We start from the raw sequence: 25,753 nt of genomic DNA on the forward strand, positions 1-25,753 counted from the left end.
TTATATGTCATTTTTTTGTGCACAAAGTTATCCACAGAGTACTTATCAGAATATTTGTCATAAAATGCAAGTTAGTACGAGAAAATTCCCGCAAAATTCGTCTATAACGGCACAATATGGCATTCTATTCTTTATTCATCAATCCATCCCACAGAACGACAAAGAAAATTTTATGGCACAGATAGCAGACAATCCCCTGATTTTGGTTGATGGTTCTTCATACCTTTATCGTGCATACCATGCGTTTCCTCCACTGACAAACAGTTCGGGAGAGCCGACTGGCGCCATGTATGGCGTTCTGAATATGCTGCGAAGTTTGATCATGCAGTACAAACCCAGTCATGTGGCGGTTGTGTTTGATGCCAAAGGCAAAACGTTCCGTGATGAGCTATTTGCTGAATACAAATCCCATCGGCCGCCTATGCCAGATGATTTGCGCTTGCAGATTGAACCGCTGCACAAAATGGTCAAGGCTATGGGACTGCCAATTCTGGTTGTGACAGGCGTTGAAGCTGATGATGTCATCGGTACATTAGCGTTGCAGGCTGCAAAAGAGAGCCGTTCGGTGCTCATTAGTACTGGTGATAAGGATATGGCTCAATTGGTGACGCCAAATATCACACTGATTAACACGATGACCAATACAATTTTGGGGCCAGAAGAGGTTAAGGAAAAATATGGCATTCCCCCTGAACTGATGATCGATTTTCTCGCCTTAATGGGGGATTCTTCCGATAATATTCCGGGGGTGCCGGGAGTGGGTGAAAAAACCGCTCTGGGACTATTGCAGGGTATTGGCGGATTGGATGAGATCTATGCCCGGCTTGATGAGATTGCCACACTTGGTTTCCGTGGAGCCAAAACTCTGGGTGGTAAAATGGAACAATATAAAGAAGTGGCTTATCTTTCCTACCAATTGGCGACAATCAAAACTGACGTTGAGCTGGATAAGACCTGTTTAGAGCTTTCTGTTATGCCACCGGATACGGAGGCGTTACTGGCACTGTTTAGTCATTATGAATTCAAACGGTGGATCAGTGACGTGCAGAATGGCAGTTGGCTGGAAGGCAATGGAAAAAAACCTGCCTCAGCCAACGCTAAGTCAGAACCAGTGGCTGTTGCACCAGCTGGCGCTAAAATTTCACCGGAAAACTATCAAACTATCCTTGAACGCCAATCCCTTGATCAGTGGATTGAAAAGCTGAAACAGGCTCCGGCGTTCTCTTTTGATACTGAAACCGACAGTCTTGATACCTTAACAGCTAACCTGGTGGGGATGTCCTTTGCCATTGCCGTGGGGGAATCAGAAGTTGAAGCCGCTTATCTGCCATTGGGACACGATTATCTGGATGCGCCACAGCAATTGGAGCTGCATGAAGTGCTCGCCACCTTAAAACCGCTGCTGGAGGATGTTAATCTGCCTAAAATTGGTCAAAACCTGAAATTTGATCGTGGGGTTTTGGCACGTTATGACATTGCTTTAAATGGCATTGTTTTCGATACCATGCTGGAATCGTATGTTTTGAACAGCGTAGCAGGGCGGCATGATATGGATAGCCTTGCTGATCGTCATCTGGGTTATAAGACCACCACATTTGAAGAAATTGCCGGCAAGGGTAAAAAGCAACTCACCTTCAATCAAATCCCATTGGAGGAGGCCGCAAAATATGCAGCGGAAGATGCGGATGTGACTCTTAGGCTACATCAGGTCATGTATCCCCAGTTAGAAAATGTTCCAACTCTGCAAAAAGTTTTCCAGAAGATCGAAATGCCGCTGGTGCCGGTGCTATCCCGTATGGAAAGAACAGGGGTGTTGATCAACGCCCAAACATTGGCAGAACATTCAAGGGAAATCACGGCGCGTTTGGATGAGTTGGAAAAATCCGCTTATGAATTAGCAGGGGAAGAATTCAATCTGTCGTCACCAAAGCAGCTACAAGTCATCTTATTTGAAAAAATGAACTTGCCTGTCTTGAAAAAAACGCCAACTGGTGCGCCATCAACGAATGAAGAAGTGTTGGAAGAGTTGGCAGAACACCATGAATTGGCAAGGGTGATTTTGGAACATCGTGGCCTGGCAAAATTGAAAACCACTTATACTGATAAATTGCCTCAGATGGTGCACCCACTGACGAATCGCGTTCATACCTCTTATCATCAGGCGGTAACGGCGACGGGACGTCTCTCTTCCCGTGATCCAAATTTGCAAAACATCCCTGTTCGCAATGGTGAAGGGCGTCGCATCCGTCAGGCATTTGTTGCACCAGAAGGTTATCGCATTATGGCGGCGGACTATTCACAGATTGAATTGCGCATTATGGCGCATTTGTCACAGGACAAAGGCCTGTTGGAAGCATTTGCCCAAGGTAAGGACATCCACCGTGCGACGGCTGCGGAAGTGTTTGGTGTTCCATTGGAGCAAGTGACTAGCGAGCAGCGTCGCAGTGCTAAAGCGATTAACTTTGGCCTGATTTACGGCATGAGTTCGTTTGGTCTGTCCCGCCAGTTAGGCATTCCGCGTGGTGAAGCACAGCGCTATATGGATCTCTATTTTGAACGTTATCCAGGGGTGTTGGCTTATATGGAACGTACACGGGCGCAGGCGGCTGATCATGGATTTGTCGAAACGCTGGAAGGCCGTCGGTTATACCTGCCGGATATCAAATCGCGTAATGCCATGCGCCGCAAGGCGTCAGAGCGTGAAGCTATCAATGCACCGATGCAGGGAACGGCAGCGGATATCATCAAATTGGCTATGATTGCGGTAGATAACTGGATTGTCAGTGAACAGCCAAATGTGCGCATGATCATGCAGGTTCACGATGAATTGGTATTTGAAGTCCATGAATCAGAGCTGGAAACCGCAGGACAGAAAATCAGGGAGCTGATGGAACAAAGTATGCAGCTTGCTGTGCCGTTAAAAGTGGATGTTGGGATTGGTGATAATTGGGATCAGGCACATTGATGTACCGTTTATTTTAGAAGCTGAAAAAGAGCCGCAAAAATGCGGTTCTTTTTTATTGAATGATTTTTATGAAAATGCAGCTCATTTAATGAACTAAAATGATTTCAATTACGCCGTGAAGGGGCGTGTGGCAAGAATTTCAGTTAGGTTTTAGATTAGATCTAGATCTCACAATTATGTAATTAAACTACATTAATGGTGTCATAATAACCTGATTTGCTTAAATGTTAACAGCTGAATCGAGGTAATTGGTGAAAATTAATTACAAAAAAGTCTTTTTTTGATTAAAAGAATAGGTTAAAGTTATCGGCGTAGGGTACAGAGGTAAGATGTTCTATCTTTCAGACCTTTTACTTCACGTAATCGGATTTAGCTGAATATTAGCTGCCCCAGTCATCTCTTTTGACTGGGGCGTTTTTTTATACCCGATTTATGGCAGGGCAGGGTTCGGAGTTATTCCGCTTCAAGGGCAGGTTGATTGAACCAAAGGTTGAGTTTTTGCTCTAGTTTATCGATGCCGATTTTTTTCAAGGCGGAGAAGTATTCAATCTGAATATCACCACCCAAAGAGGTCAATTCCTGACGAACTTTTGCCAATTGGCTTTTACGGGCACCGGAAGCCAGTTTGTCGGCTTTAGTTAGCAATACCATGACGGGGACTTGCGTCACGACCGCCCATTCAATCATTTGCCTATCCAGATCTTTCAGCGGATGGCGGATATCCATCAAAACCACCAGCCCTAACAGGCATTCGCGCTTCTGGAGATACTCTCCCAACGCCTTCTGCCATTTACGTTTCATCTCTTCCGGGACTTCAGCGTAACCATAGCCCGGCAAGTCGACCAGACGGATCCCTTCTTCAACTTCGAACAGGTTAATTAATTGGGTACGGCCAGGGGTTTTACTGGTTCGTGCAAGGCTTTTTTGGCGGGTCAGCGCATTCAGGGCGCTGGATTTACCCGCATTTGACCTACCGGCAAACGCGACCTCAATGCCCACATCTTGAGGCAGGTGGCGAATGTCAGGTGCACTCGTAATAAAGTGGGTCATATGATAGTTGTAGTTTTTGATGGTCAAAATGGTTATCTCCCTGAGGAATACACAAAAATAGCCCGGTGATTATACCGAGAGCAACCGCTTGTGGACAGGCGTAACTTTATGCCGACATTTTACCGACATTTATACCGACATTTATACCGACATTTCTTCCGACAACGAATGGCGCAGGTAGTCGGCAAATAATGTGTATAACTCACCTTGGGCCGTCACATGTAAAACCAGCTGAATGGCAGGAACATTAGGGACACCATGTTCGGAAGATAATACACATAGAGCATCGGTTAATGAGTGGCGTGGCAATAACCCAATGCCCAAACCGTGTGCTATGGCACTTTTCACATTTTCAAATGAAGCACTGACATACGCGAGAAAATAAGGTTTACCCACATGTTCCAGTGCGTTTATGGCACATTGGCGAATGACGCAGCCATCAGGAAAAATAACCAGTGGAATTTCTTGTAGGTTATTGAAGTGCTTGTTTTCTACAGCAACCCAATGTAGTGGTTCAATTCTCAAGATGCTTTTATGATTGGCATTGATGGGTTGTCCCGCTATTTCTTTAGTGATGGCCATGTCTAATTGCTGTTTTTCTAATAAGGCAGAAAGTACCGGTGATGAAGCGGCGGTAATTTCTATTTTTAATTCAGGATGTTCCTCCAGACAGCAGGAGATCGCTTTATGCAGGTTTCTAATGCTGAAATCATCAGGGACACCAAGTGCAATTTTGCCTCTCAACTGGAATTTTCTTACCGATTGTAGCGCTTGGGTCATGCGGAAAAGAATATCTTTGGCAGCGGGTAATAGCTGTTTACCTTCATTGGTTAATCCAATAATAGTGCCTTGGCGTCGATCAATTAAACGACATCCGATATCTTCTTCAAGTCGTTTAATACTTAGGCTAAGCGTTGGTTGTGTACGGCCCAACTCTTCCCCAGCTTTAGCAAATCCACCATGTGTCGCTACGAATACAAACGCGCGTAGTTGCTCAAGCGTTATACCACGCCCATCAAAACGATCGGTACGAATATCCAGTTTCATAGTATCGCCTTTGTTGTCATCATTAATAAATTTAATGATAAGAAAGGAATTATTTATTTAACAGAATTAAATGATTACAGCAATATCATCAAAAAATAGCCAATATTTATTCTGAATAATGACAGCAAGTCTAATACACCAGGGAAATTTTCGGGATGTTTTATCAACACTCATGTGGAATTAATCTAAATGTTTATGATAGTTGCCCCCATATTTCTGGTTATTTTTATCGGATATTGTTTTGGTCGTTTGCGTCCTGATAGCGGACATTCCGATAAATTAATCAACGATTATGTGCTTTATATTGCACTCCCTGCCTTATTGTTTCTGGCTATTGCACGTGCAGATGTGAGTGAACTTCAACAATGGGGATTTATTGCTGCTAGTTTGGCCGGCATTGGGGTCGTGTATGTTTTAGGTGTGTTAGTAGCCAAAATTATGGGAATTGGTTTGCCTCAATCTTCTCTTTTAGGCATGGGAGCATGTTATGGCACTACCGGATATATGGGAGTTCCAATCCTAATCTCTGTCTATGGTGAATCTGCTGCGCTTCCTGCCGCTATAGCTACGATCCTGCATAATATCCCAGCCATTATAGCTGTCATTATTACCTACGATGTTCTTTCTACTTGTCAATCGGGTAGCAACATATCCATCAGCCGGAGTCTGGTTAGGTCATTAAAGGTGACATTGAGTAACCCCCTGACTATTTCAGTCATCGCAGGTTTAATCTTCGTCTATTTCGAGATTCCCGTACCAAAATTTTTGCAATCATTGGCGGCATTTCTTGGTAATGCCGCAGGCCCAACGGCATTATTTGCTTTAGGACTGGGATTATCGCGGCTTAAGGTTAAAGAGCATATTAATGCGGAAGCATTAAAATTGATTGTACCGATGTTGTTACTCAAATTAGGGATACAACCGTTGGTTACGTTTATCTGCGCTTATTATCTGTTTGGTATGCAGCAAGCTGACAATATTTGGTTGATTGCCGCAATTATTATGGCTGCTCAGCCTATCGGTGCAGGCGTGTATGTTTTTGCTAATAAGTATGGTTTCAAACAGGAAACCATTTCCCTTTCTATTATTATTTCTCTATTTATCGCACTGGTGACAATACCAATCGTTCTGCAATTGTTGTCCAGCTGAATTTGGATGGAAAGTTTAATTTCCTGTATTCAATGCTGGATGAATATACGCATTAAACTTCAAGTTGCAATTTACAACATGATATGAAACCTGATTTCTTTCCGCGATGCGGGGAAAAATCACCCGCATCTTGAAGTTAGATTGGTATAGATGCTTATGCGCTTTGACATGGAAAGCGTATTAATATGGGGGTTATTCTCAAAATAGCGCCTGTTTAAATATGCGAATATAAAAGTCATATGACTCGTAAATGTAGGTAAATCTTTGGAACTTCACTCCATAGGGAATTACACTTAATGGGTTTTGTTGTTATGAGTTTTATTGTTGACCTCAAAAATAAAGGAATCATCAATGTTTAAACGTATTTTTGTGTCGCTTATGACTGCATGTGCTATCAGCGCGATAGCTGTCCCAGCATTAGCCGCTGAAACTCACGTGAAGCTGGTAACATCGGCTGGAGAAATCGAACTTGAGTTAGATAGCAATAAGGCACCAATGACTACCAAGAATTTCGTTGAGTATGTCAATGAGGGATTTTATAACAACACTATTTTTCATCGTGTTATCCCAGGCTTTATGATCCAGGGCGGTGGCTTTACAAAGGATATGAAGCAAAAAGCGACCAAAGAGCCAATCAAAAATGAAGCAGATAACGGCTTGCGGAATTTGCGGGGAACTATTGCTATGGCGCGTACCGCCGATAAGGACAGCGCAACCAGCCAATTTTTTATTAACGTGACCGATAATGCTTTCCTTGACCATGGGCAGCGTGACTTCGGTTATGCAGTCTTTGGTAAAGTCGTCAAGGGCATGGATGTGGTGGATAAAATTTCTCAAGTCAAAACAGAAAATGTTGGCCCTTACCAAAATGTACCGGTAAAACCTATTGTGATCTTGTCTGCCAAGGTTGAACCTTAACAGCCCGGACCGACATATTACGCGTTATCTTTCAAGTTGCTCATTATAAGACAACATAACTCATTGTTTCTCCCCGCGAAGCGGGGAGAAACAATGAGTATCTTGAAAGGTGATTGGTATAATACGGTATTCGGATAATCATAACTGGTTGTTTGAGTACCGTTTACATTCCCCTTCTTTCTACCATTTCTGCATTGTTACATCATGTTGCATTATAGTAATGCGCTCGCCGTACCACTATTTTAAAAGTGCTTCTGTGGTATGATTAGCCCCCCATTGCTGTTAATACTGCTTTACCTGATTTTACTATTATACAGAATGCATAATACCCCAATGGGGTAGGGCAACTTATAAGACTATAATAATCAGTAGGATATACTCCTATGTTACTAATAATAGATAACTACGATTCTTTTACATTCAATTTATACCAATATTTTTGTGAGTTAGGGGCAGAGGTTTTAGTTAAGCGTAATGATGAGATTCAGCTTAAAGATATCGAAGATTTGGCGCCTACTCATTTAGTCATTTCTCCGGGGCCTTGCACGCCAAATGAAGCAGGGATCTCGTTGGAAGCGATTTCACATTTTGCAGGGAAATTACCCATCCTCGGTGTGTGTCTGGGGCATCAGGCAATAGGTCAGGCTTTTGGTGCCAAGGTTGTTAAAGCGCGTGAAGTAATGCATGGAAAAACCAGTCTGATTCACCATAGCCAGCAAGGGGTATTCAAAGGATTAGATCGTCCATTGACGGTCACGCGTTATCACTCTCTGGTCATTGCCGCAGAAACGCTTCCTGCTTCATTTGAAGTGACGGCCTGGAGTCAGCGTAATGGCGACGTAGATGAAATCATGGGAATACGTCACCGTACTTTGCCACTGGAAGGGGTGCAGTTTCATCCAGAAAGCATTCTTAGTGAGCAGGGACATGAATTGTTGAATAATTTCCTCAGATATTAGTCAGATACCTCTATACTCCCTCATTCTGTTGTTTTTTTATTTGCCCTTAATTGATTTTTTATTCATATTTTATGACTATTATTTCACTTCGAAATGGCAAGTATAAAAATAAGGTGAGGGAAATGGTAGAAAATAAAGCAGCAAATAGAAACACCTATGATCAAGTGATGTTGCCTATTTATGCACCGGCGAATTTTATTCCTGTCAGAGGGCAAGGAAGTCGAGTATGGGATCAACAGGGTAAAGAATACATAGATTTTGCCGGAGGTATTGCTGTTCTGGCTTTGGGGCACTGTCATCCGGCTTTGGTGAACGCCCTGAAACAGCAGAGTGAAAAATTGTGGCATATCAGCAACGTTTTTACCAATGAGCCTGCCTTAACCTTAGCGCAAAAGTTGATTGATGCGACTTTTGCCCAAAAGGTCTTTTTCGCTAATTCGGGGGCGGAAGCCAATGAAGCGGCATTTAAATTGGCACGTCGTTATGCGATTACCCGTTATCATCCGAATAAAACCAAAATCATTGCATTCCATCAGGCATTTCATGGTCGTACCTTTTTCACGGTTTCGGTGGGAGGGCAACCGAAGTATGCCGAAGAGTTTGGGCCTAAACCCGCCGATATTGTTCATGTGCCTTTTAACGATCTGGATGCCGTTAGAGCGGAAATCGATGATCACACTTGTGCTGTTGTTTTGGAGCCAATCCAAGGTGAAGGAGGAGTGACTCCTGCGACAATGGCGTTTCTGCATGGGGTGCGGGAATTGTGTGATAAGCATCAGGCTTTGTTGGTCTTTGATGAAGTCCAGAGTGGAATAGGGCGCACGGGGCAGTTATATGCTTACCAGCATTATGGCGTACAGCCGGATATCTTGACGACGGCAAAAGCACTGGGGGGCGGTTTTCCCATCAGTGCAATGTTAACGACAGATAAAATCGCGGCGGCAATGGAAACGGGCGCCCATGGAACGACTTATGGTGGAAACCCATTGGCTTGTCGTATCGGTTGTGTCGTACTGGATATTATCAATACGCCAGAAGTGCTGATGGGCGTGGAAAAACGGCACGATATGCTCATTCATGCTTTGGAAAAGATGAACCAAAAATATGGTATCTTTCGTGAATTTCGCGGAAAAGGCTTGCTTATTGGGGCTGTATTGAAAGCTGAATATCAGGGCAAGGCCAAAGAAATATTGCAGCAGGCGGCAGAACTGGGATTGATGTTATTAAGTGCAGGAGACAGCATCTTGCGCTTTACACCATCACTGATTATTCCTGAGGACGAAATCACAGAGGGTATGGTGCGGCTGGAAATGGCGATATCCCGTTGGTTAAACAAATAACAGTAAAAAAGCCAGTGCGAAGTAATAGATTGCACTGGCTGAGTTTCGGTTTATTGGGAATTAACGCGTCCCATAAACGACGATGGTTTTGCCATGTGCAGAGATCAGGCTTTGATCTTCCAGCATTTTCAAAATACGGCCAACCGTTTCACGGGAGCAACCCACAATCTGCCCAATTTCCTGACGTGTGATTTTGATTTGCATACCATCAGGGTGAGTCATTGCATCAGGCTGTTTGGCCAAATTGAGCAATGTCTGGGCGATACGGCCTGTAACGTCCAGAAAGGCTAAGTTACCTACTTTTTCAGAAGTGGTTTGTAGGCGACTTGCCATCTGAGCAGATAAACGCATCAGAATATCAGGATTGACCTGAATTAACTGGCGAAATTTCTTATAGGAAATTTCAGCCACTTCACAGGCACTTTTGGCTCGTACCCATGCAGTACGTTCTTGCCCCTCTTCAAATAATCCAAGTTCACCAATGAAATCCCCCTGATTTAAATAAGAGAGAATCATTTCCTTACCTTCTTCATCTTTTATTAGAACAGCAACTGAACCTTTAACAATGTAGTAAAGCGTTTCTGCTTTCTCACCTTGATGAATAAGCGTGCTCTTGGATGGATATTTGTGAATATGGCAGTGTGACAAAAACCATTCAAGAGTAGGGTCTGTTTGTGGCTTGCCGAGAACCATTCGCTTTATCCTCTGTTGTTATTTCTGCCTTTATGATGTGAGAAACTGTCGTTCCTCTTCAGGCTGGCTTTATAAAGTCAATAGCTTAACATATTAGCCTGCTGAAAAACTGACAAGCGGGAATTTTATATGGATTATAAAGATGCCAAAATTTAGGCATATTGATCTTAACCCATATACCTTGCCAGTCCACGCTTGTAACCTTGTTTGTAACACAGGAAAGCGCTTCTGTCTTCTCTTGTATCGCTTCAGCATATTAGACTGACTGCCAGATTACCAGAAATCAGGCAGAAGAGTTGGTTTTATTGATTTTACATTTATATACCTATCGTCTTTCAAGATGTGTTTTATACGCATTAAACTTCAAGCTGCAATTTACAACACGATATGAAACCTGATTTCTCCCCGCTTCGCGGGGGAGAAATTACATGCATCTTGGAGTGAGATTGGTATACAAGGAAAAAATTTTGTCACAAAAAATAACCTGCTTATTTAAATAAAACAGGTAACATTATTTTTTGTTACCTGTTTTATTAAAAATTAAATAGAGATTAAATTACGAGATTTTTTTGCCTTCCAGTAATTGTTTAACAAGCGGTGCCATAATTAATTCCATTGCCAACCCCATTTTTCCACCAGGAACAACGATAGTATTTATGCCGGAAATAAATGAACCCTGAAGCATCGCGAGCAAATAAGGGAAATTAATTTGCGTGAGTCCACGGAAACGGATCACGATAAAACTTTCGTCCAGAGAGGGGATCGCTTTGGCAGAGAAGGGATTGGAGGTATCAACGGTAGGGACACGTTGGAAATTGATATGGGTACGTGAAAACTGAGGAGTGATGTAGCGGATATAGTCATCCATTGAACGAACAACGGAATCCATAACCGCTTCTCTGGAATGCCCTCGCTCGCCCGTATCTCGGATGAGTTTTTGTATCCATTCTAAGTTGACGATCGGTACAACGCCAATTAGCAGATCAACATGACTGGCGACATTGTGTTGTGGCGTGACAACTCCCCCGTGAAGTCCTTCATAAAATAGGACGTCCGTATTAGATGGCAGAGCTTCCCACGGGGTGAAAGTACCTGGTGATTGGTTATAGGGGACGGCTTCATCATAGGTATGAAGATATTTTCGGCAGCGGCCATGGCCTGTTTCCCCATACTCAAGGAATGTTTTTTCCAGCATACCGAAATCATTGGCTTCTGGCCCAAAGTAGCTGATATGTCTGCCTTGTTCTCTTGCTTTCCGTATCTCGGCATCCATTTCAGGACGAGTATAACGATGGAAACTATCCCCTTCTATCAGTGCAGCTGTTACGTCAAATTGCTGGAAAATCTTGCGAAAAGCGACACTGGTTGTGGTTGTTCCTGCTCCACTGGAGCCAGTGATTGCGATAACGGGGTGTTTGGCAGACATGAACAGACTCCTTAATTAATAAAATTGGCGAATCAGTCAATTAGAATGAATCAAACAAGTTGAGTTTTACGGGCGGAACATCTCTTTAGGCAAGATATTAACGGTTCCATGTAGTTCAGACCATACCAACAGAACTTCACCTCGTTCAAGTTGACGTTTGACGTCTTGCACTTTTTGCTCGAGCGTTTTTTCCTGTTCGCCGTAATCAGTACCTTCCCGCAGGACAAAACTTTCAATTAAGTTGTGGAGTGTATCGGCTTCCAATTGTTGCCACGGGATAATCATTGTGATTGCTCCTGAAAATACTGTCATTCATCATCGGGTAAACATCGTCGTTGCTAATGGAGTTGTAGTCTACGATTCATAATGAATTTGAATTGATTTCATGATTAGTTATCTTGTATGTGAAATAACATACTGTTATTTTTCTTGAAAAGAAATGTTAACCACCAGGGTGGGAGGGGAATCTACCCATGACTTTAAGCCTGATATTCTCGCTTAGTATATTTATGTTTATTTCCGCTGTCACACCGGGCCCAAACAATTTGTTACTGACATCATCGGGAGCTCATTTTGGTATTCGCCGTTCTGTCCCGCTTTGTCTGGGTATTATTCTGGGAATGCAAACCATTTTGCTGCTGTCTGCGTTTGGTGTTGCTGCGCTACTGCTGATTTATCCTGCTTTACATACGGGGCTGAAAATACTCGGATGTCTGTATTTATTATGGCTGGCCTGGAAGACAGCCACTTCGCATTATAAACGGCTGGATACTACAGCATCGGCAAGAGAGCCAATCAAAATTTATCAAGGCTGGCTATTGCAGTTCTTAAATCCCAAAACCTGGTTGATGGGATTGGGCGCAATCAGTAGTTACAGTCTGGCTGGAGAGCTGTATAACTATTCCATTTTTGCCATCAGTATAGTGATGTTAATCGTCAATATCCTCGGCAGTGTAATCTGGTTGGTTCTTGGTTCACTGATTGGTCAGTTACTGAAAAGCCGTCGCGCGTGGTTTACATTCAATATCGTAATGGGTGTCCTGACTGCCGCTTGTGTGCCTTTAATCTGGTTTGGGTGACTGCTCCCCCCTTTTACGACACCCTCGCATTGGGCGAGGGTTTACGGCGGATTTTGCTAAAGAGATAGTGATTATCGGTCTGTTGAGATAGCTGGCCGGATAAGCCCATGATGTTTTGCCAATAATGCGTTGGCTTCTTCGGCGTTAATACCCGATAAGATCATGACAATTGCGGTTTTGCAATGCCCACCACAGGCGTTTAACGCCTGTTCTGCCATTTCTCTGCTGCACTCCGTGGCGGCCATGACAATATTTTTCTGGCGTTCGATTAATTTGGCATTAGTGGCTTCTACGTCAACCATCAAATTACCATATACCTTGCCAATACGGATCATGGCACCTGTCGTGATCATATTCAGTATCAATTTTTGTGCCGTGCCTGCCTTCATGCGGGATGAGCCTGTTATCACTTCTGGCCCGACGACGGGCGTGATAGCAAGATCAGCCAACTGCGTCATTGGGCTATTTGGATTGCAGCTGATACAAGCGACAGTAGCACCAACTGATTTGGCATATTCCATTGCACCTAATACATAGGGTGTCCGGCCACTGGCAGCGATCCCTACCAGAACATCTCGTTGAGTAAAGTGTAACGCCTTAAGATCTTCTGTACCTAATTGCCGATTATCTTCCGCATTTTCGACAGATTGCAGAATGGCTTGGTGCCCGCCGGCAATTAAGCCGATTACCTGTTCTGGTTTTGTACCATAAGTGGGTGGGCATTCGCTGGCATCCAGGATACCTAAGCGCCCAGATGTGCCAGCGCCACTATAGATTAAGCGCCCACCCTGTCGAAATGCTTTGGCAACTTTATCAACCACACAGGCAATTTGGGGCAGTGTTTTTTCGACAGCAATAGCCACTTTTTTATCTTCATCGTTGATGACGTGCAGCATATCGAGTGTTGAAAGTTGATCAATGTGGGTACTGGCGGGATTACGACTCTCTGTTATCATATTGCTCAAGTCGATTTTCATCATTTTTCTGCCATATTTTATTGAAACTAAGAAGTGATTTATATGCGTCAGTTTATCTTACTGAGCATTTAATAGGAAATATACAGTGACTGCTCCCCGCCCTGTCGGGCGAGGCTTCCCACTTCCTAGGCCGCAACCGTCTGTATGACGGATTTACGCTGGCCTCCATGGGCAGATTGCACGACGAGTCCCGCCGCACATAATTCCCGTATGCCCTTGCGTTCGATGTTGATTGCCGCGTTGATATCGCGGTCATGTTCAACTCCGCATTCAGGACATTGCCAGATTCGCTTATTTAACGGCATTTCCGGCATTTTGTGGCCACAACAGTGACAGGTTTTTGAACTGGCAAACCAGTGATCCAGTTTCACCAGATGCACCCCTTTCTCTGCGGCCTTATATTCCAGTTTTATGATGAACCCAGACCATCCGGCATCACCGATAGCACGTGCCAGATGATGATTTTTCATCATATTTGCTGCTTTCAGTGTCTCCACAATTACCGCTTGGCTTTCGTCAACAATTGTGCGGGAGAGTTTATGCTGGAAATCAGCACGGGTATTGGCTACCCGTTCATGCACACCCGCAAGCTGTATACGGGCTTTGCGACGGTTCGCACTCCCCTTTTTCTTACGGGACAACGCTTTCTGTTTACGTCGCAAGTTGCGACTGGCATTGATGAGAGGGCGGGGATTCGGGGTTTTGTCACCATTCGATTTAATGGCGTAGTGCGAGAGTCCCATATCAATACCCGTAACATGTGATATCAATGTGGGTTTCGCCGGCGCTTTTGTCCCGTCATCGCAGAGTATTGACGCATAATATTTCCCCGTTGCGCTGCGGCTCAGCGTGATACTTTTCAATGAGCCCGTCATTTCACGATGTAAACGCGCTTCAATCGGTGAAACTTTCGGGATCTTGATCGCGCTATCAAGCACTTTAACCCCAACGCAATGATAGCTTGATTGTTTTCCATGCTTACTTTTAAATACCGGAAAACGCGCTTTCAGTTTCGGATTAAAAAAATGGGAAAAAGCCACATCAAGATTAATGACCGCCTGCTGCAATGCGATGGAATCATACGCTTTGAGCCAGGCATATTTACGGGATTTTTTCGCGACTGCCAACAGCGGTTTCAGATCCTTACGGGGGCTTAAACTGACACCGTGGCGCTGGTAAGCCTGTTTTTTGATGTGCAGAGCTTTGTTGTACGCAAAACGAACTGCGCCGAACTGGGCATTGAGAAACTCAGCCTGTTCCGGTGTCGGATAAATGCGTACTTTTGTGGCTCTTAACATGGTCAGCGCTCATTGATATAATACTTTTATTTTAACAGGTTAATGGAGTATATCAATTGAGTAATCACGATGATTTACTGGCAGGGTTCCTCCGTAAACGACATAGTGTCAGCAAACTTGTTGTGCATCTGATTTTTACGACAAAATACCGCCGTAAACTGTTTGATGGACGAATGATAGAACAGTTGCGGCATGCTTTTGCTTCTGCTGCCGCAAAACTCGAATGTGAAATTATTGAGATGGACGGAGAACCAGACCATGTGCATCTGCGGGTTGCCTATCCGCCAAAACTTGCTGTCAGTGTGATGGTCAACAATCTCAAATCCGTGTCGTCGCGCCTGCTGCGCCAGCAAAACACGCATTTACGGATGCAGAGTAAAACGGGGCTTTTATGGTCAAGATCATACTTTGTCTGTAGCTCCGGAGGAGCAACGATTGAAATGCTCAGAGCCTATGTTCAAAGCCAGACCACGTCTGATTGATTTTTAAAGCCCTACGGGCTTTTCGCCTTATATCCCCGCCCGCATTGAGGGTGTCGTAAAAGGGGGGAGGTCATTTTTGCAACGCGTTAAGTTGAGATCCTCTCCCATTTTTCAGTGCCTGTTATTTGAACCAATAACAGGCTGAAAATCATCCATAATATCAGAGCCACTGCTCTTGATAAGTTATAGGCCATCGCATGCAGGGTAAATTCCAGCTTTACCGCTGATAATCCTCTACGCCGAAAGCGCTCCAGTCCCTGAATTCCCCGCAAAGCTGAAAATACCGGTTCTACTCTGCTTTTTCGTTGACTCAATATCCGTTTTGACTCAGGGTTAGCCATATGCAAACGCAGTTCATCCCGCTTTTCATCTTCCCGATAGCGTTTTATTTTTCTTCCACCTTTGGCCCGTGTACATTGGGTTTTTTGCCGGCATTGAGTGCCATTGGCACTGCCATAGACCCGATAGCCTCGCGCTTTTTCTGACGCGGCCACGGTGCTTTTCAACGATAATGAATGATGGGCCGGGCAGAGATAAGTGTCTTTCTCAGCCTCATAGATAAATAACGATTTGGGGTAGATTGTTCGGGGGCTCTGCCGGGTTGAATTTTCAGAGCAAAACAGCGGGATCTGATATTTTTGTGCCTCAGCCATCACCGCGTCATGGAAATAACCGGCATCCAACAACAATTTGTCCGGATGATATCCCGATAAATTGAAATTCTGCACCAATAAATCCGCCATTACCCGTGTCTCACTGGATGGATCTACGGTTTGGGCGACGATAATACGTCCTGTGTTGACTAAAACAGACGGTTTATAGGCTGTTGAAAATCCCTTTCCCCGCTTGAGTTTCTGGACGACAGCGTCTGGCTCTGTGGGATTAATACGTAACTGGCTACCATCTTTCCCCTTTTTTGCCCGGTTTTCTTGCCGGCGTCGTAATACTTCTGTGCCCTGTTCCAATTGCTGAAGACGTTTCTCTGTCTGCCCCGTGGCAGGCGCTGCACTGAGGGTCTTTTTTTCGCGGGAAATGGCTGCCTGAGTCAAAAGATGATAATGAGAACACATGGCCTCAATCACTGTCCCGTCACCCGCCAGACACGAAATACCGGATTGACTGCGGCGCAAAACAGATAAGGTCAGCTCTTTAAAAAACATCCCCGTCAGGACAGTTTGATGCTGATAAATGAAACGTCCAAGACTGGCATGATCAGGGGTAATTCCCTGACTGACCCAAATACAGCCCAAATCTAAACGCGCCAAGCGTTCAAGTGCTCTGAGCGAACGCTGTCCTTTCATGATCCCATAAAGCAGGCTCCCCATCATGGCGCGGGGAGAATAAGGAGCCCTGCCTGTTGAAGCATAATGACGTTCGAAAGGTCCCCAGTCTTGTTCATCCAGGATCTCCGCGACAATAAGTGCACTGTGTTCTCCCATTTGCTTGAGATAATCCCCAAGGGAAAGAGAGCCATCCAATACAGGTAAATGCTGCGCTTTGACAAATTGACGTTGGGTGTGAACAGACGATTCCAGTTTTCGGGTGAATAAGGTCATAAAAGATCGGCGCCTAAAGGAAGAGCGCCGATCTTAATAGATAACATGAGCTTTTACGACACCCTCGCATTGGGCGAGGGTTTACGGCGGATTTTGCTAAAATAGATTAAAAACACGATTTTCGACTTTCTCTTTTATACGCATTAAACTTCAAGTTGCAATTTACAACACGATATGAAATATCACACGTATCTTGAAGTTAGATTGGTATACTATATTGGTCGGTAATTCGGCTCTGTTTGTATTCCTGGTGTTTTCGGTAAAAATCAACATACTTTATCCATAAAATGACATACCAATACAGAATATTCTGATATAAAAAATATCAGAAACTTGTTAGGAATAAGTATATATGCCAATTTCTTTTCAATATGTGTTTTATATCTCCCCCGCGAAGCGGGGAGATATAAACAATCGCATTGATTTTTAAGCTGCAATTTGAAGTTGGATTGGAATATATGCATTAAACTTCAAGTTGCAGTTTACAACATGATATGAAACCTGATTTCTCCCCCGCTTTGCGGGGAGAAATTATACGCATCTTGAAGTTAGATTGGTATATTGTTATTAGCAACATACTATAAACCTGTCATTGCCTTATTGTTATTTTTAATATTACCTCTCCTTATTAAATAGGTTTTCATAATACTGAGAGTATCAGATGTTGGAGTTCCTTACCCCGAGCGGAGCGCGGGGTAAGGAATATTCATATCATTTTGAAACGCTATTTAACACGTAATAAGAGTAAATGGTGAAATGACGACAAAAATAACGTATGACTGGGTTATGAATAATGTAATAGCTGTGAACTATCTGCTGTTTGTTACATTATACGAGTAAGTCAGATATATATGCTTTTCTTTCGTTTTCCAATTGAATTATTCACACAATAGTTTCACAATATGATATTTTAACTTTCAATATCGCTGGTATTTGATTTAATCGATTATCAATAAAAGAAAAATTTTCAGTTGTGGATCTGTTTGTATGCTTTATCTCGGATCATAAATATTAATGATGCTGTAGTTTAAGAGAATGAAATAGAGTGATAAATAATATGGATAACATGGAATATATTCATATTGGCAGGATAAAATAAGTTATCCATGAAATAATTTAACGGTGAAATTAAAACATAATTATAATAAATATTTTGCGAATTGTACCCTTATTAACTAACATTTTATTAGTTAACATTTTGACCATTTGACCTGATAAAACCTTTGGCAAAACACTAAGTTAAAATGCTATCACCATGAATCTGTAATGTTTTGTAGTTATTCAACAATCATTGGGCTAAAGAACATGGATATACGCAATCTTGAAGCTTTTATCGTTTTGGCTGAAACGCTTAATTATCATAAGGCTTCTGAGAGGCTTTATCTTTCTCAGCCGGCCTTGACGAAGAAAATCCACGGGTTGGAAGATATTCTTGGTGCGTCACTATTTACAAGGGGACCAAATGGAACAAGGTTGACAGATTTTGGACAGAAGACGTTGGAAAATACCCGGAAATTTTTATCTCATTATGAACAGTTCAAAAGTCAGGTTCATTTCGATTCAAAAGAGGAGATGGTCAGGCACTTATACGTTGGTTCTTGTTTTCCTATCCACAATTATTCGCAAATAGAGAATCAGATCGTGGAAAAAAAAGGGAATGTCGTGCTGTCATTGGTGACTGGACTGTCAGTTGAGCAACAGATAAATTTATTGAATGCAGGGATGTTACATGTTGCAGTGATGCCGCTATCATCTATTATTGCTCAATTAGAGGCAAAAAGGGTGTTTACGGAAAGATTGATCTATATCTTTAAAAAAGGCAGTCATCTGATATCTAGATGCAGAACAGCTTTAAGTCAGTTTGGGAACGGAGTTACTTCGACAAATTCACCAGAAAAGAAAGAGATGACTGAGTTAGCAGATTGTCTCAATGTTTTTCCTGTTTATACTGGTGACAATATGCATTTGCTATTAAAAACAAATGATATCATGTTGATAGTAGAGATGATTACAAAAAATAATGCCTATACCTGTGTACCTAAACGGATTATTCGCTCTATTCCTGAGTATTATATGAATTTTTTAGAAATCGTTGAAACGGATAAAAAAATTGATCTTGGTGTGGTATGGGCAAAATCCATAGATGAACCTTTGATTGAAGATGCTGAAAACTTTTCTGCTTTAGTTGCTAATATATAACTCATTGATTATGACTTGTTTTATACGAAATATCATTTTGTTTTTTATTATAATCAAGCTTGAGGTGTAATTTGTAAAAGTTTTTTCAGTAAGGAGCGAAAAATGAGCTTCTGAAACATTTTTCAATTATAAATAATCGCCTGCATAATTGATGAGTTATTATTTTTTTACGGTGAGTATTCTGGTTGTTTGCAAACAGTTCTCTATTTTTTTCTTTGTAAACAGGGAATAATCGGGCATTGAATGACAATACCCGATTATATACTTACAGGTTTATACCAATCTAACTTCCAAGATGCGTGTGATTTCTCCCCGCAAAGCGGGGAGGCATCAAGTTTCATATCGTGTTGTAAATTGCAACTTGAAGTTTAATGCATATATATCTGAAAAATTAGCTGACTCCTTGACTCGCATTAAATTCTGCTGTCATGTGTTCGAGCTGTTCCTGAATGTCTAACCATTCCATTTCAGTATCTTCCAGTTTGGATTTTGTTTGCGTTTGCTGATGCAGGCATTCAGTCAGTTCAGTTTTACGATCATGGTCGTAAAGTGTGTTGTCTGACAGCTTCTCTTCTAATTCCGTCAATGCCATTCCCAGTTTTTCCATCTGTTTTTCAAGGGTGGCAAGCTGTTTGCGCAATGGCTGCGTTTGGTTACGGAATTCAGCTTCACGCCGTTTTTGATCTTTACGCTCTTGGGCACTGTAATTTTGAGTGCCATTCGTTGAAGATTCGATTTCTGATTTTTCTTTTTCCTGACTATCCCGCATTTGCTGGCGTTGCAGTTCAGTGAGCCATTGCTGATAATCTTCTAAATCTCCTTTAAAAAGTTCTACTTTTCCATCATGCACCAGATAAAGCTCGTCTGTTGTAGAACGCAGTAAATGTCTGTCGTGCGATACGACGACCAATGCACCTTCGAAATCAATCAGTGCTTCAGTCAATGCCTGTCTCATGTCGAGATCAAGGTGGTTGGTCGGTTCGTCAAGCAAAAGGAGGTTTGGGCGTTGCCAGACAATCAGAGCCAGTACCAAACGCGCCTTTTCACCACCGGAAAAACGTCCGCTTGGATCGGTCACTTGATCGCCTTTGAAGCCAAATCCTCCCAGATAATCCCGAAGCTGTTGTTCCGTTTCTTGGGGAGCGATTCGGGCTAAATGTTGTAATGGAGATTCATCTGCCCGTAGGTATTCCAGTTGGTGCTGTGCGAAATAACCCAGTTTAATGCCTTTTGATAAGGCAATGTCTCCGTGCTGAGGTGCCAGCTCTCCTGCCAGCAATTTGATCAGTGTGGATTTACCCGCACCATTGCGACCTAGCAGGCCGATCCGTGAACCTGGCACCAAATTTAATTTGATCGAGTTCAATACCGTTTTCTCACCGTAGCCAGCACTGACTTTATCCATGTTTAAGAGAGGATTTGGCAGGTTGTCCGGCTGGCGGAAGCTGAAATGGAAAGAGTTATCGACATGCGCGGGCGCGATAAGCTCCATACGTTCCAGCATTTTGATGCGGCTTTGTGCCTGTTTCGCTTTAGAGGCTTTGGCGCGGAAGCGGTCAATATAGCTTTGTAAATGGGCCACTTTTTCCTGTTGGCTTTGGTATAGCGCCTGTTGCTGGGCAAGTTTGGCCGCGCGTTGCCGTTCGAAGGAAGAGTAGTTACCGGTATATTCGTATAGATCCTGCTGCTCAATGTGCAGAATTTTATCGATGATTGGATCGAGAAAATCGCGATCGTGGGAAATTAGGATCAAGGTGCCGGTATAACTCTTCAACCATTTTTCCAGCCAGATAACTGCGTCCAGATCAAGGTGGTTGGTCGGTTCGTCGAGTAATAGCAAATCAGAGCGGCAGATTAACGCTTGTGCCAGGTTGAGGCGCATACGCCAACCACCAGAGAATGAACGTACCGGCTGTTCTAGCTGAATCTGGGAAAAACCTAATCCGTGCAACAAACTAGCGGCGCGGGCGCGGATTGTCCATGCCTGAATAGTATCAAGTAAACCATGAAGATGAGCGATAGCATGGCCGTCATTTTGTTCGTTGGCGATTTTGAGTTTTTGCTCCAATTGCCGGAATTCACGGTCACCATCGATGACATATTCCAATGCTGATGTTTCCAGGGCTGGCGTTTCCTGATTAACCCAAGCCAGTGCCCAGTTGTTAGGGAAGGTAACGGAGCCATTTTCAGCTTGAAGTTCATCTTTCAGTAATGCAAGCAGGGTAGATTTACCACAGCCATTTTTACCAACTAATCCGACTTTTTGTCCAGGATTGATGGTTGCGTTGGCGTTATCCAGCAGGACGCGAATGCCACGACGGATTTGCAGTGAAGAGAAAACAATCATAGATGCCGTCTATATATAATGTGTTAAGTTAATTAATATACCCATCTCACTTCAAGATGCACATTGTTTCTCCCCCGCTTCGCGGGGAGAAACAATGAGTTATGTTGTCTTATAATGAGCAACTTGAAAGGTAACGCGTATAGTTAGATTTATATATCCTTCATCTTTCAAGTTGCTGCTTTGTTGACTGCGTTCCCCATACCAATCGTATATTGTGCATAGTGGCCGTTGATGCGTATAGTGATCGAGGTGCCGCAATTTGAAAGCTATTGGGTATATGTATGCAATTTTAAGTGTCTGGTGTGCATGGTAGCGGAAAATAGAGGTTCTGACACGTCTTAGGGGGGAATTATGTCAATCAGTCGTAAGCGTTTTATTGCAGGAGCGGTTTGTCCGAAATGCCAATCACAGGATACGCTGGCAATGTGGCAGGAGAATAAGGTTGATGTTGTTGAATGTGTCCATTGTGGTCATATACAGCGGCAGACGGATGAAGCTGTCACCTCGCATGTCAGAGAGCAGGAACAGGTCATTGGCATCTTTACACCACAGTAACTCAATACATATACAATGAATTGTGGATAAATTTTGCTATTTCCTAGGTACAGTAACGTAGAATTCCGTTACAATTGGCAGCATTTTTTTAAGCAGTAAAAATTTTCCCTCACGGGTTTTCCCCTCGGGTATGTAGGAGTAGTCATGAAAGTAGCAAAAGACTTGGTGGTCAGCCTGGCTTATCAAGTAAGAACAGAAGACGGTGTTTTAGTTGATGAGTCCTCGGTGAGTGCACCGTTAGACTATCTGCATGGCCGTGGTTCTCTGATCAGCGGATTAGAGAAAGCACTGGAAGGCCGTGAAGTGGGTGAGCGTTTTGATGTGAGCGTAGAAGCAGCAGATGCATACGGTCAGTATGATGACAATCTGGTTCAGCGTGCACCAAAAGATGTGTTTGTTGGCGTTGATGACCTTCAAGTTGGTATGCGTTTTCTGGCTGACACGGATCAAGGGCCTATTCCAGTAGAAATCACTGCGATAGAAGGTGATGAAGTGGTTGTTGATGCGAACCACATGCTGGCTGGTCAAAACCTGAAATTCAATGTTGAAATTGTCGCGATCCGCGAAGCAACCGAAGAAGAATTGGCTCATGGTCATGTACACGGTCAGGGTGGCTGTGGTGATCACCACCATGATCACGATCACGGTGAGCATGGATGCTGCGGCGGTAGCTGCCATTAAGATTTAAGTAAAAAAGGGAAGCGAGTTTTAAGCTTCCCTTTTTTATTTTGCTTTTAGCCTTCCTTGGCAAAGCGCTTTCCTGATGAATATCAGTAATGGGGGGGCGGTGTTTCTTCAGAAAGCGGTGCAATGATGGATGCCTGATGAATATCAGTAATGGGGGGGCGGTGTTTCTTCAGAAAGCGGTGCAATGATGGATGCCTGATGAGTTTTCAGACGTTCAGTGATTAATTTGAGTTGTTCTTTCAATCTGTCAGTTTCGATCTGTTGCTTTATCACTTCCTGATTCAATGCCTCAATGGTGGCTTCTTGATAAGCCAGCTTGGTTTCTAGTTGCTCAAATCTTTGTTCAAATTCAGATAACTCCATTATCTTTCCTCCTGCCTCTGAATCAATTAATTTAAATGACGGACCGATGATGCGGTCAAGATGCCACTATAATGCTCATATATCCAATGAAATAGGATCGTACGAAACGAAATCTCTTTGCTTTAATGTTGTCTCAACGATTTTTGTGGCAAGGTATAGCAAATATTGTCATTGGTTTCCTTAGGCGGTTATAGTAAACGTTATATGACCGATGCTGATGGTAACCCCACCCAAACTTATTGGAGAATAGGATGAAATCATTGTTTAAAACAACTCTGCTGGCAACAACTCTAGCGGTGGCATTTAATGTACCTCAGGTTTTGGCTGCTAACACCGAAACCAAAGACGAAGTAAAACTAAATAGTGCTTTTAAAACAGCAGAACAGCAAAATTCTTATGCTTTGGGTGCTTCTCTGGGGGGCTATATGGCCAACTCATTGCAAGAACAGAAAGCGCTTGGTATCAATATAGAAAAAGAACAATTGCTGGCCGGTGTTGAAGATGCATTAAATAATAAAGCCAAACTGACGGACAAAGAAGTTCAGGAAACGCTGAAGTCCTTTGAATCTAAAGTGAAAAGTGCTGCCTTGGCCAAGATAGAAAAAGAAGCCAATGAAAATGGTGAAAAAGGGGCCAAATATCGCAAAGAGTTTGCTAAGCAAGCTGGTGTAGTGGAAACCAAAACTGGGCTTCTTTACAAAATTGAAAAAGAGGGTACTGGTAACGCACCTAAAGAGACTGATACTGTCGTTGTTAACTACAAAGGTTCTTTGATTGATGGTCAGGTTTTTGACAGCTCTTATGACCGTAAAGAGCCTCTGACAATTCGTTTGGATAGCGTTATTCCAGGTTGGAAAGAAGGTATACAGCATGTGAAGAAAGGTGGAAAAATCACATTAGTTATTCCTCCTAAGCTGGCTTATGATCAGGCAAATTTACCTAAAATTCCAGCGAACTCCACTTTAGTTTTCAATGTTGAATTACTGGATATTAAGCCTGCTGCCAAGGCAAAATAATTCCTGTAATTAAAAGATGTTAGCAGGGGCTTATGGCTCCTGCTTTATCAATCACATATTTCTTCCACCTTTCGATTTGCTGCTGATATTTACCTCTATTTGATTAGTAATAAGCGTGGATAAAGAATAATAAATTTATTTGCTTATTATTTTCCACGGTATTAAATGAGATATTGCTTTCCGTATTTCAGGTGAATTCGGTATAAAGCTGTGATAGAACCCCACGCTATACTCAGCAAGAGCTTGACGGCGGTTCGATGTGGTTTTAACGTCACTATTCTGAATAGTCCGAATAGAATAAATATAGAACAAACATTTTTAACTGTTTGTTTTTAGCGCTTATCACATAGGGCTATTTAACTTTTTTGTAGCAACAGGTGTTTGCCGAAGTAGATACTGAGTTGCAGTAATGTGATTTTATAATAAATCTTGCCCTGATGTTTTTGGTGAGGCAAAGTCAGAATTTGAAGGATGGTGTATTAATGTCTACCCCACTATTAACTGGTGATAATATCTCTAGTGAGAACAGTGATATTGATTTACTGGAAAACCAACCATTTAGTGAAACAGATCACGAAATTTTAAAATCTTACGAAGCTGCTGTTGATGGCCTGGCTATGTTGATTGGTGGGCATTGTGAAATAGTTCTTCATTCACTGGAAGATCTTAAATGTTCAGCCGTCAGAATAGCTAATGGTGAGCATACGGGGCGTAAAATTGGCTCTCCGATTACTGATCTGGCGTTGCGAATGCTGCATGACATTACGGATGAAGACAGTAGCGTTTCCAGGGCGTATTTCACACGGGCTAAAAGTGGCTCGTTGATGAAATCTGTCACGATTGCTATCCGCAATCGTCAGCGTCGAGTCATTGGGCTTTTGTGCATCAATATGAACCTTGATGTGCCTTTCTCTGAAATTATTCAGACCTTTATCCCGGAAAAAACTCATGAAGTTGCTTCAAACGTCAATTTTGCCTCTTCCGTGGATGATTTGGTCGCACAAACGCTGGAATTTACTATTGAAGAAGTGAATGCTGATCGCAATGTTTCCAATAATGCGAAAAACAGGCAGGTAGTGTTGAACCTTTATGAGAAAGGTATCTTTGATATTAAAGATGCTATCAATCAGGTCGCTGATCGTTTGAATATCTCCAAGCATACGGTATACCTCTATATTCGCCAGTTTAAAAATGGTGAATGTGCGGGTTCGGAGAAGTAATGTTGTCACTGTCTTATTGTTTGCTGGTCACTGGGCCAGCTTACGGTACTCAACAAGCCAGCAGTGCTTACCAATTTGCTCAGGCGCTGATCGCCTCAGGTCATAAACTGAATAGCGTGTTTTTTTATCGCGAAGGTGTCCAAAACGGCAATCAATTGGTTGCCCCTGCCAATGATGAGTTTGATTTGGTCAGATCCTGGCAGATATTGGCAGTCCAACATCAATTCGAACTGTTTATCTGTGTTGCCGCGGCATTGCGTCGTGGTGTCGTAGATGAACAACAAGCCCGTGAATTGAATCTGCCTGCCGCTAATTTAGCCGAAGGGTTTGAATTGAGTGGGTTGGGATCATTGGCAGAAGCCATGATGTTATGTGATCGTGTCATACAATTTTAATGCTGGTTAGGTTTGGGAATCTTCGTGGGTAT

Annotated in this window: 23 protein-coding genes; 13 read left to right on the forward strand and 10 right to left on the reverse strand. The window is 43.0% G+C overall.

All coding sequences use genetic code 11. The annotated features are described in order from the left end of the window. The first annotated feature begins 172 nt into the window (after nucleotides 1–172). Nucleotides 173–2,965 (forward strand): DNA polymerase I, encoded by a 2,793-nt coding sequence (gene polA, locus WDV75_RS01540; protein ID WP_273557542.1) that lies wholly within the window; start codon nucleotides 173–175, stop codon nucleotides 2,963–2,965. Nucleotides 2,966–3,418: 453 nt separating this feature from the next. Here the strand turns inward: polA and yihA are convergent, their stop codons facing one another. Beyond that, nucleotides 3,419–4,042 carry a ribosome biogenesis GTP-binding protein YihA/YsxC gene (yihA, locus tag WDV75_RS01545; RefSeq protein WP_273557543.1) on the reverse strand — a complete coding sequence of 208 codons (624 nt, stop codon included), beginning with the start codon at nucleotides 4,040–4,042 and terminating at the stop codon, nucleotides 3,419–3,421. A 114-nt stretch (nucleotides 4,043–4,156) separates the two neighbouring features. Beyond that, nucleotides 4,157–5,062 (reverse strand): LysR family transcriptional regulator, encoded by a 906-nt coding sequence (locus WDV75_RS01550; protein WP_273557545.1) that lies wholly within the window; start codon nucleotides 5,060–5,062, stop codon nucleotides 4,157–4,159. 189 nt (nucleotides 5,063–5,251) lie between these two features. Between WDV75_RS01550 and WDV75_RS01555 the strand changes: the two genes are divergently transcribed. The 4 genes from WDV75_RS01555 (at nucleotide 5,252) to WDV75_RS01570 (ending at nucleotide 9,428) form a co-directional block, all read left to right on the forward strand. Further along, a complete protein-coding gene (locus WDV75_RS01555; RefSeq protein WP_273557546.1) occupies nucleotides 5,252–6,211 on the forward strand; it encodes an AEC family transporter in 960 nt (319 codons plus the stop codon). 351 nt (nucleotides 6,212–6,562) lie between these two features. After that, the gene (gene ppiA, locus WDV75_RS01560; RefSeq protein ID WP_273557548.1) at nucleotides 6,563–7,129 is read left to right on the forward strand and encodes a peptidylprolyl isomerase A; all 567 of its coding nucleotides are present in this window, start codon (nucleotides 6,563–6,565) and stop codon (nucleotides 7,127–7,129) included. 383 nt (nucleotides 7,130–7,512) lie between these two features. After that, nucleotides 7,513–8,088 (forward strand): aminodeoxychorismate synthase component II, encoded by a 576-nt coding sequence (locus WDV75_RS01565; RefSeq protein ID WP_189759339.1) that lies wholly within the window; start codon nucleotides 7,513–7,515, stop codon nucleotides 8,086–8,088. Between the two features lie 122 nt (nucleotides 8,089–8,210). Continuing rightward, complete coding sequence (locus WDV75_RS01570) at nucleotides 8,211–9,428, forward strand: aspartate aminotransferase family protein (protein WP_273557549.1); 1,218 nt, start codon at nucleotides 8,211–8,213, stop codon at nucleotides 9,426–9,428. A 60-nt stretch (nucleotides 9,429–9,488) separates the two neighbouring features. Here the strand turns inward: WDV75_RS01570 and crp are convergent, their stop codons facing one another. The 3 genes from crp to WDV75_RS01585 all read right to left on the reverse strand — a co-directional run bounded on the left by crp (nucleotide 9,489) and on the right by WDV75_RS01585 (nucleotide 11,832). After that, nucleotides 9,489–10,121 carry a cAMP-activated global transcriptional regulator CRP gene (gene crp / locus WDV75_RS01575; protein WP_086954621.1) on the reverse strand — a complete coding sequence of 211 codons (633 nt, stop codon included), beginning with the start codon at nucleotides 10,119–10,121 and terminating at the stop codon, nucleotides 9,489–9,491. 556 nt (nucleotides 10,122–10,677) lie between these two features. Next, nucleotides 10,678–11,547: a phosphoribulokinase gene (locus tag WDV75_RS01580; RefSeq protein WP_273557550.1), complete on the reverse strand. Its 870-nt coding sequence runs from the start codon at nucleotides 11,545–11,547 to the stop codon at nucleotides 10,678–10,680. Between the two features lie 66 nt (nucleotides 11,548–11,613). Next, on the reverse strand, nucleotides 11,614–11,832 hold the full coding sequence (locus WDV75_RS01585; protein WP_074020044.1) for a YheU family protein: 219 nt from the start codon (nucleotides 11,830–11,832) through the stop codon (nucleotides 11,614–11,616). A gap of 188 nt (nucleotides 11,833–12,020) precedes the next feature. Between WDV75_RS01585 and WDV75_RS01590 the strand changes: the two genes are divergently transcribed. Continuing rightward, on the forward strand, nucleotides 12,021–12,626 hold the full coding sequence (locus WDV75_RS01590) for a LysE family translocator (RefSeq protein ID WP_273557551.1): 606 nt from the start codon (nucleotides 12,021–12,023) through the stop codon (nucleotides 12,624–12,626). A 71-nt stretch (nucleotides 12,627–12,697) separates the two neighbouring features. Here WDV75_RS01590 and murQ read toward each other — a convergent pair whose 3' ends face one another. Together murQ and WDV75_RS01600 are read right to left on the reverse strand one after the other, a co-directional pair. After that, nucleotides 12,698–13,603, reverse strand: coding sequence for an N-acetylmuramic acid 6-phosphate etherase (gene murQ / locus WDV75_RS01595; RefSeq protein ID WP_273557565.1), 906 nt, complete (start codon nucleotides 13,601–13,603; stop codon nucleotides 12,698–12,700). 125 nt (nucleotides 13,604–13,728) lie between these two features. Then, the gene (locus tag WDV75_RS01600) at nucleotides 13,729–14,901 is read right to left on the reverse strand and encodes an RNA-guided endonuclease InsQ/TnpB family protein (protein ID WP_273557552.1); all 1,173 of its coding nucleotides are present in this window, start codon (nucleotides 14,899–14,901) and stop codon (nucleotides 13,729–13,731) included. A gap of 56 nt (nucleotides 14,902–14,957) precedes the next feature. Between WDV75_RS01600 and tnpA the strand changes: the two genes are divergently transcribed. After that, entirely contained in the window at nucleotides 14,958–15,383 is a 426-nt protein-coding gene (tnpA, locus tag WDV75_RS01605; RefSeq protein WP_338860576.1) for an IS200/IS605 family transposase, read from the forward strand. An 86-nt stretch (nucleotides 15,384–15,469) separates the two neighbouring features. On the opposite strand, the gene WDV75_RS01610 is transcribed toward tnpA, so the two are convergent. Continuing rightward, nucleotides 15,470–16,939 carry a transposase gene (locus tag WDV75_RS01610; RefSeq protein WP_338860578.1) on the reverse strand — a complete coding sequence of 490 codons (1,470 nt, stop codon included), beginning with the start codon at nucleotides 16,937–16,939 and terminating at the stop codon, nucleotides 15,470–15,472. Between the two features lie 1,305 nt (nucleotides 16,940–18,244). Here WDV75_RS01610 and WDV75_RS01615 point away from each other — a divergent pair. Beyond that, complete coding sequence (locus WDV75_RS01615; protein WP_189759334.1) at nucleotides 18,245–19,138, forward strand: LysR family transcriptional regulator; 894 nt, start codon at nucleotides 18,245–18,247, stop codon at nucleotides 19,136–19,138. 391 nt (nucleotides 19,139–19,529) lie between these two features. Here the strand turns inward: WDV75_RS01615 and WDV75_RS01620 are convergent, their stop codons facing one another. Continuing rightward, nucleotides 19,530–21,485, reverse strand: coding sequence for an ABC transporter ATP-binding protein (locus tag WDV75_RS01620; protein WP_273571902.1), 1,956 nt, complete (start codon nucleotides 21,483–21,485; stop codon nucleotides 19,530–19,532). Nucleotides 21,486–21,836: 351 nt separating this feature from the next. Between WDV75_RS01620 and WDV75_RS01625 the strand changes: the two genes are divergently transcribed. Both WDV75_RS01625 and slyD read left to right on the forward strand, forming a co-directional pair. Next, nucleotides 21,837–22,040, forward strand: coding sequence for a YheV family putative zinc ribbon protein (locus tag WDV75_RS01625; RefSeq protein ID WP_189759332.1), 204 nt, complete (start codon nucleotides 21,837–21,839; stop codon nucleotides 22,038–22,040). Nucleotides 22,041–22,184: 144 nt separating this feature from the next. Further along, complete coding sequence (gene slyD / locus WDV75_RS01630; protein WP_273571903.1) at nucleotides 22,185–22,721, forward strand: peptidylprolyl isomerase; 537 nt, start codon at nucleotides 22,185–22,187, stop codon at nucleotides 22,719–22,721. Nucleotides 22,722–22,871: 150 nt separating this feature from the next. Here the strand turns inward: slyD and WDV75_RS01635 are convergent, their stop codons facing one another. Then, nucleotides 22,872–23,090 carry a SlyX family protein gene (locus tag WDV75_RS01635; RefSeq protein ID WP_273571904.1) on the reverse strand — a complete coding sequence of 73 codons (219 nt, stop codon included), beginning with the start codon at nucleotides 23,088–23,090 and terminating at the stop codon, nucleotides 22,872–22,874. A 251-nt stretch (nucleotides 23,091–23,341) separates the two neighbouring features. Here WDV75_RS01635 and fkpA point away from each other — a divergent pair, with 251 nt between their 5' ends. The 3 genes from fkpA to tusD all read left to right on the forward strand — a co-directional run bounded on the left by fkpA (nucleotide 23,342) and on the right by tusD (nucleotide 25,721). Further along, nucleotides 23,342–24,106, forward strand: a complete 765-nt coding sequence (fkpA, locus tag WDV75_RS01640) for an FKBP-type peptidyl-prolyl cis-trans isomerase (RefSeq protein WP_273571905.1) — start codon at nucleotides 23,342–23,344, stop codon at nucleotides 24,104–24,106. 482 nt (nucleotides 24,107–24,588) lie between these two features. Beyond that, a complete protein-coding gene (locus tag WDV75_RS01645) occupies nucleotides 24,589–25,326 on the forward strand; it encodes a helix-turn-helix transcriptional regulator (protein WP_273571906.1) in 738 nt (245 codons plus the stop codon). Then, the gene (gene tusD / locus WDV75_RS01650; RefSeq protein WP_273571907.1) at nucleotides 25,326–25,721 is read left to right on the forward strand and encodes a sulfurtransferase complex subunit TusD; all 396 of its coding nucleotides are present in this window, start codon (nucleotides 25,326–25,328) and stop codon (nucleotides 25,719–25,721) included. The genes WDV75_RS01645 and tusD overlap by 1 nt, the downstream gene beginning before the upstream one ends. Nucleotides 25,722–25,753 lie beyond the last annotated feature (32 nt).

The organism is Xenorhabdus griffiniae (assembly GCF_037265215.1).
Classification (GTDB): domain Bacteria; phylum Pseudomonadota; class Gammaproteobacteria; order Enterobacterales; family Enterobacteriaceae; genus Xenorhabdus; species Xenorhabdus griffiniae.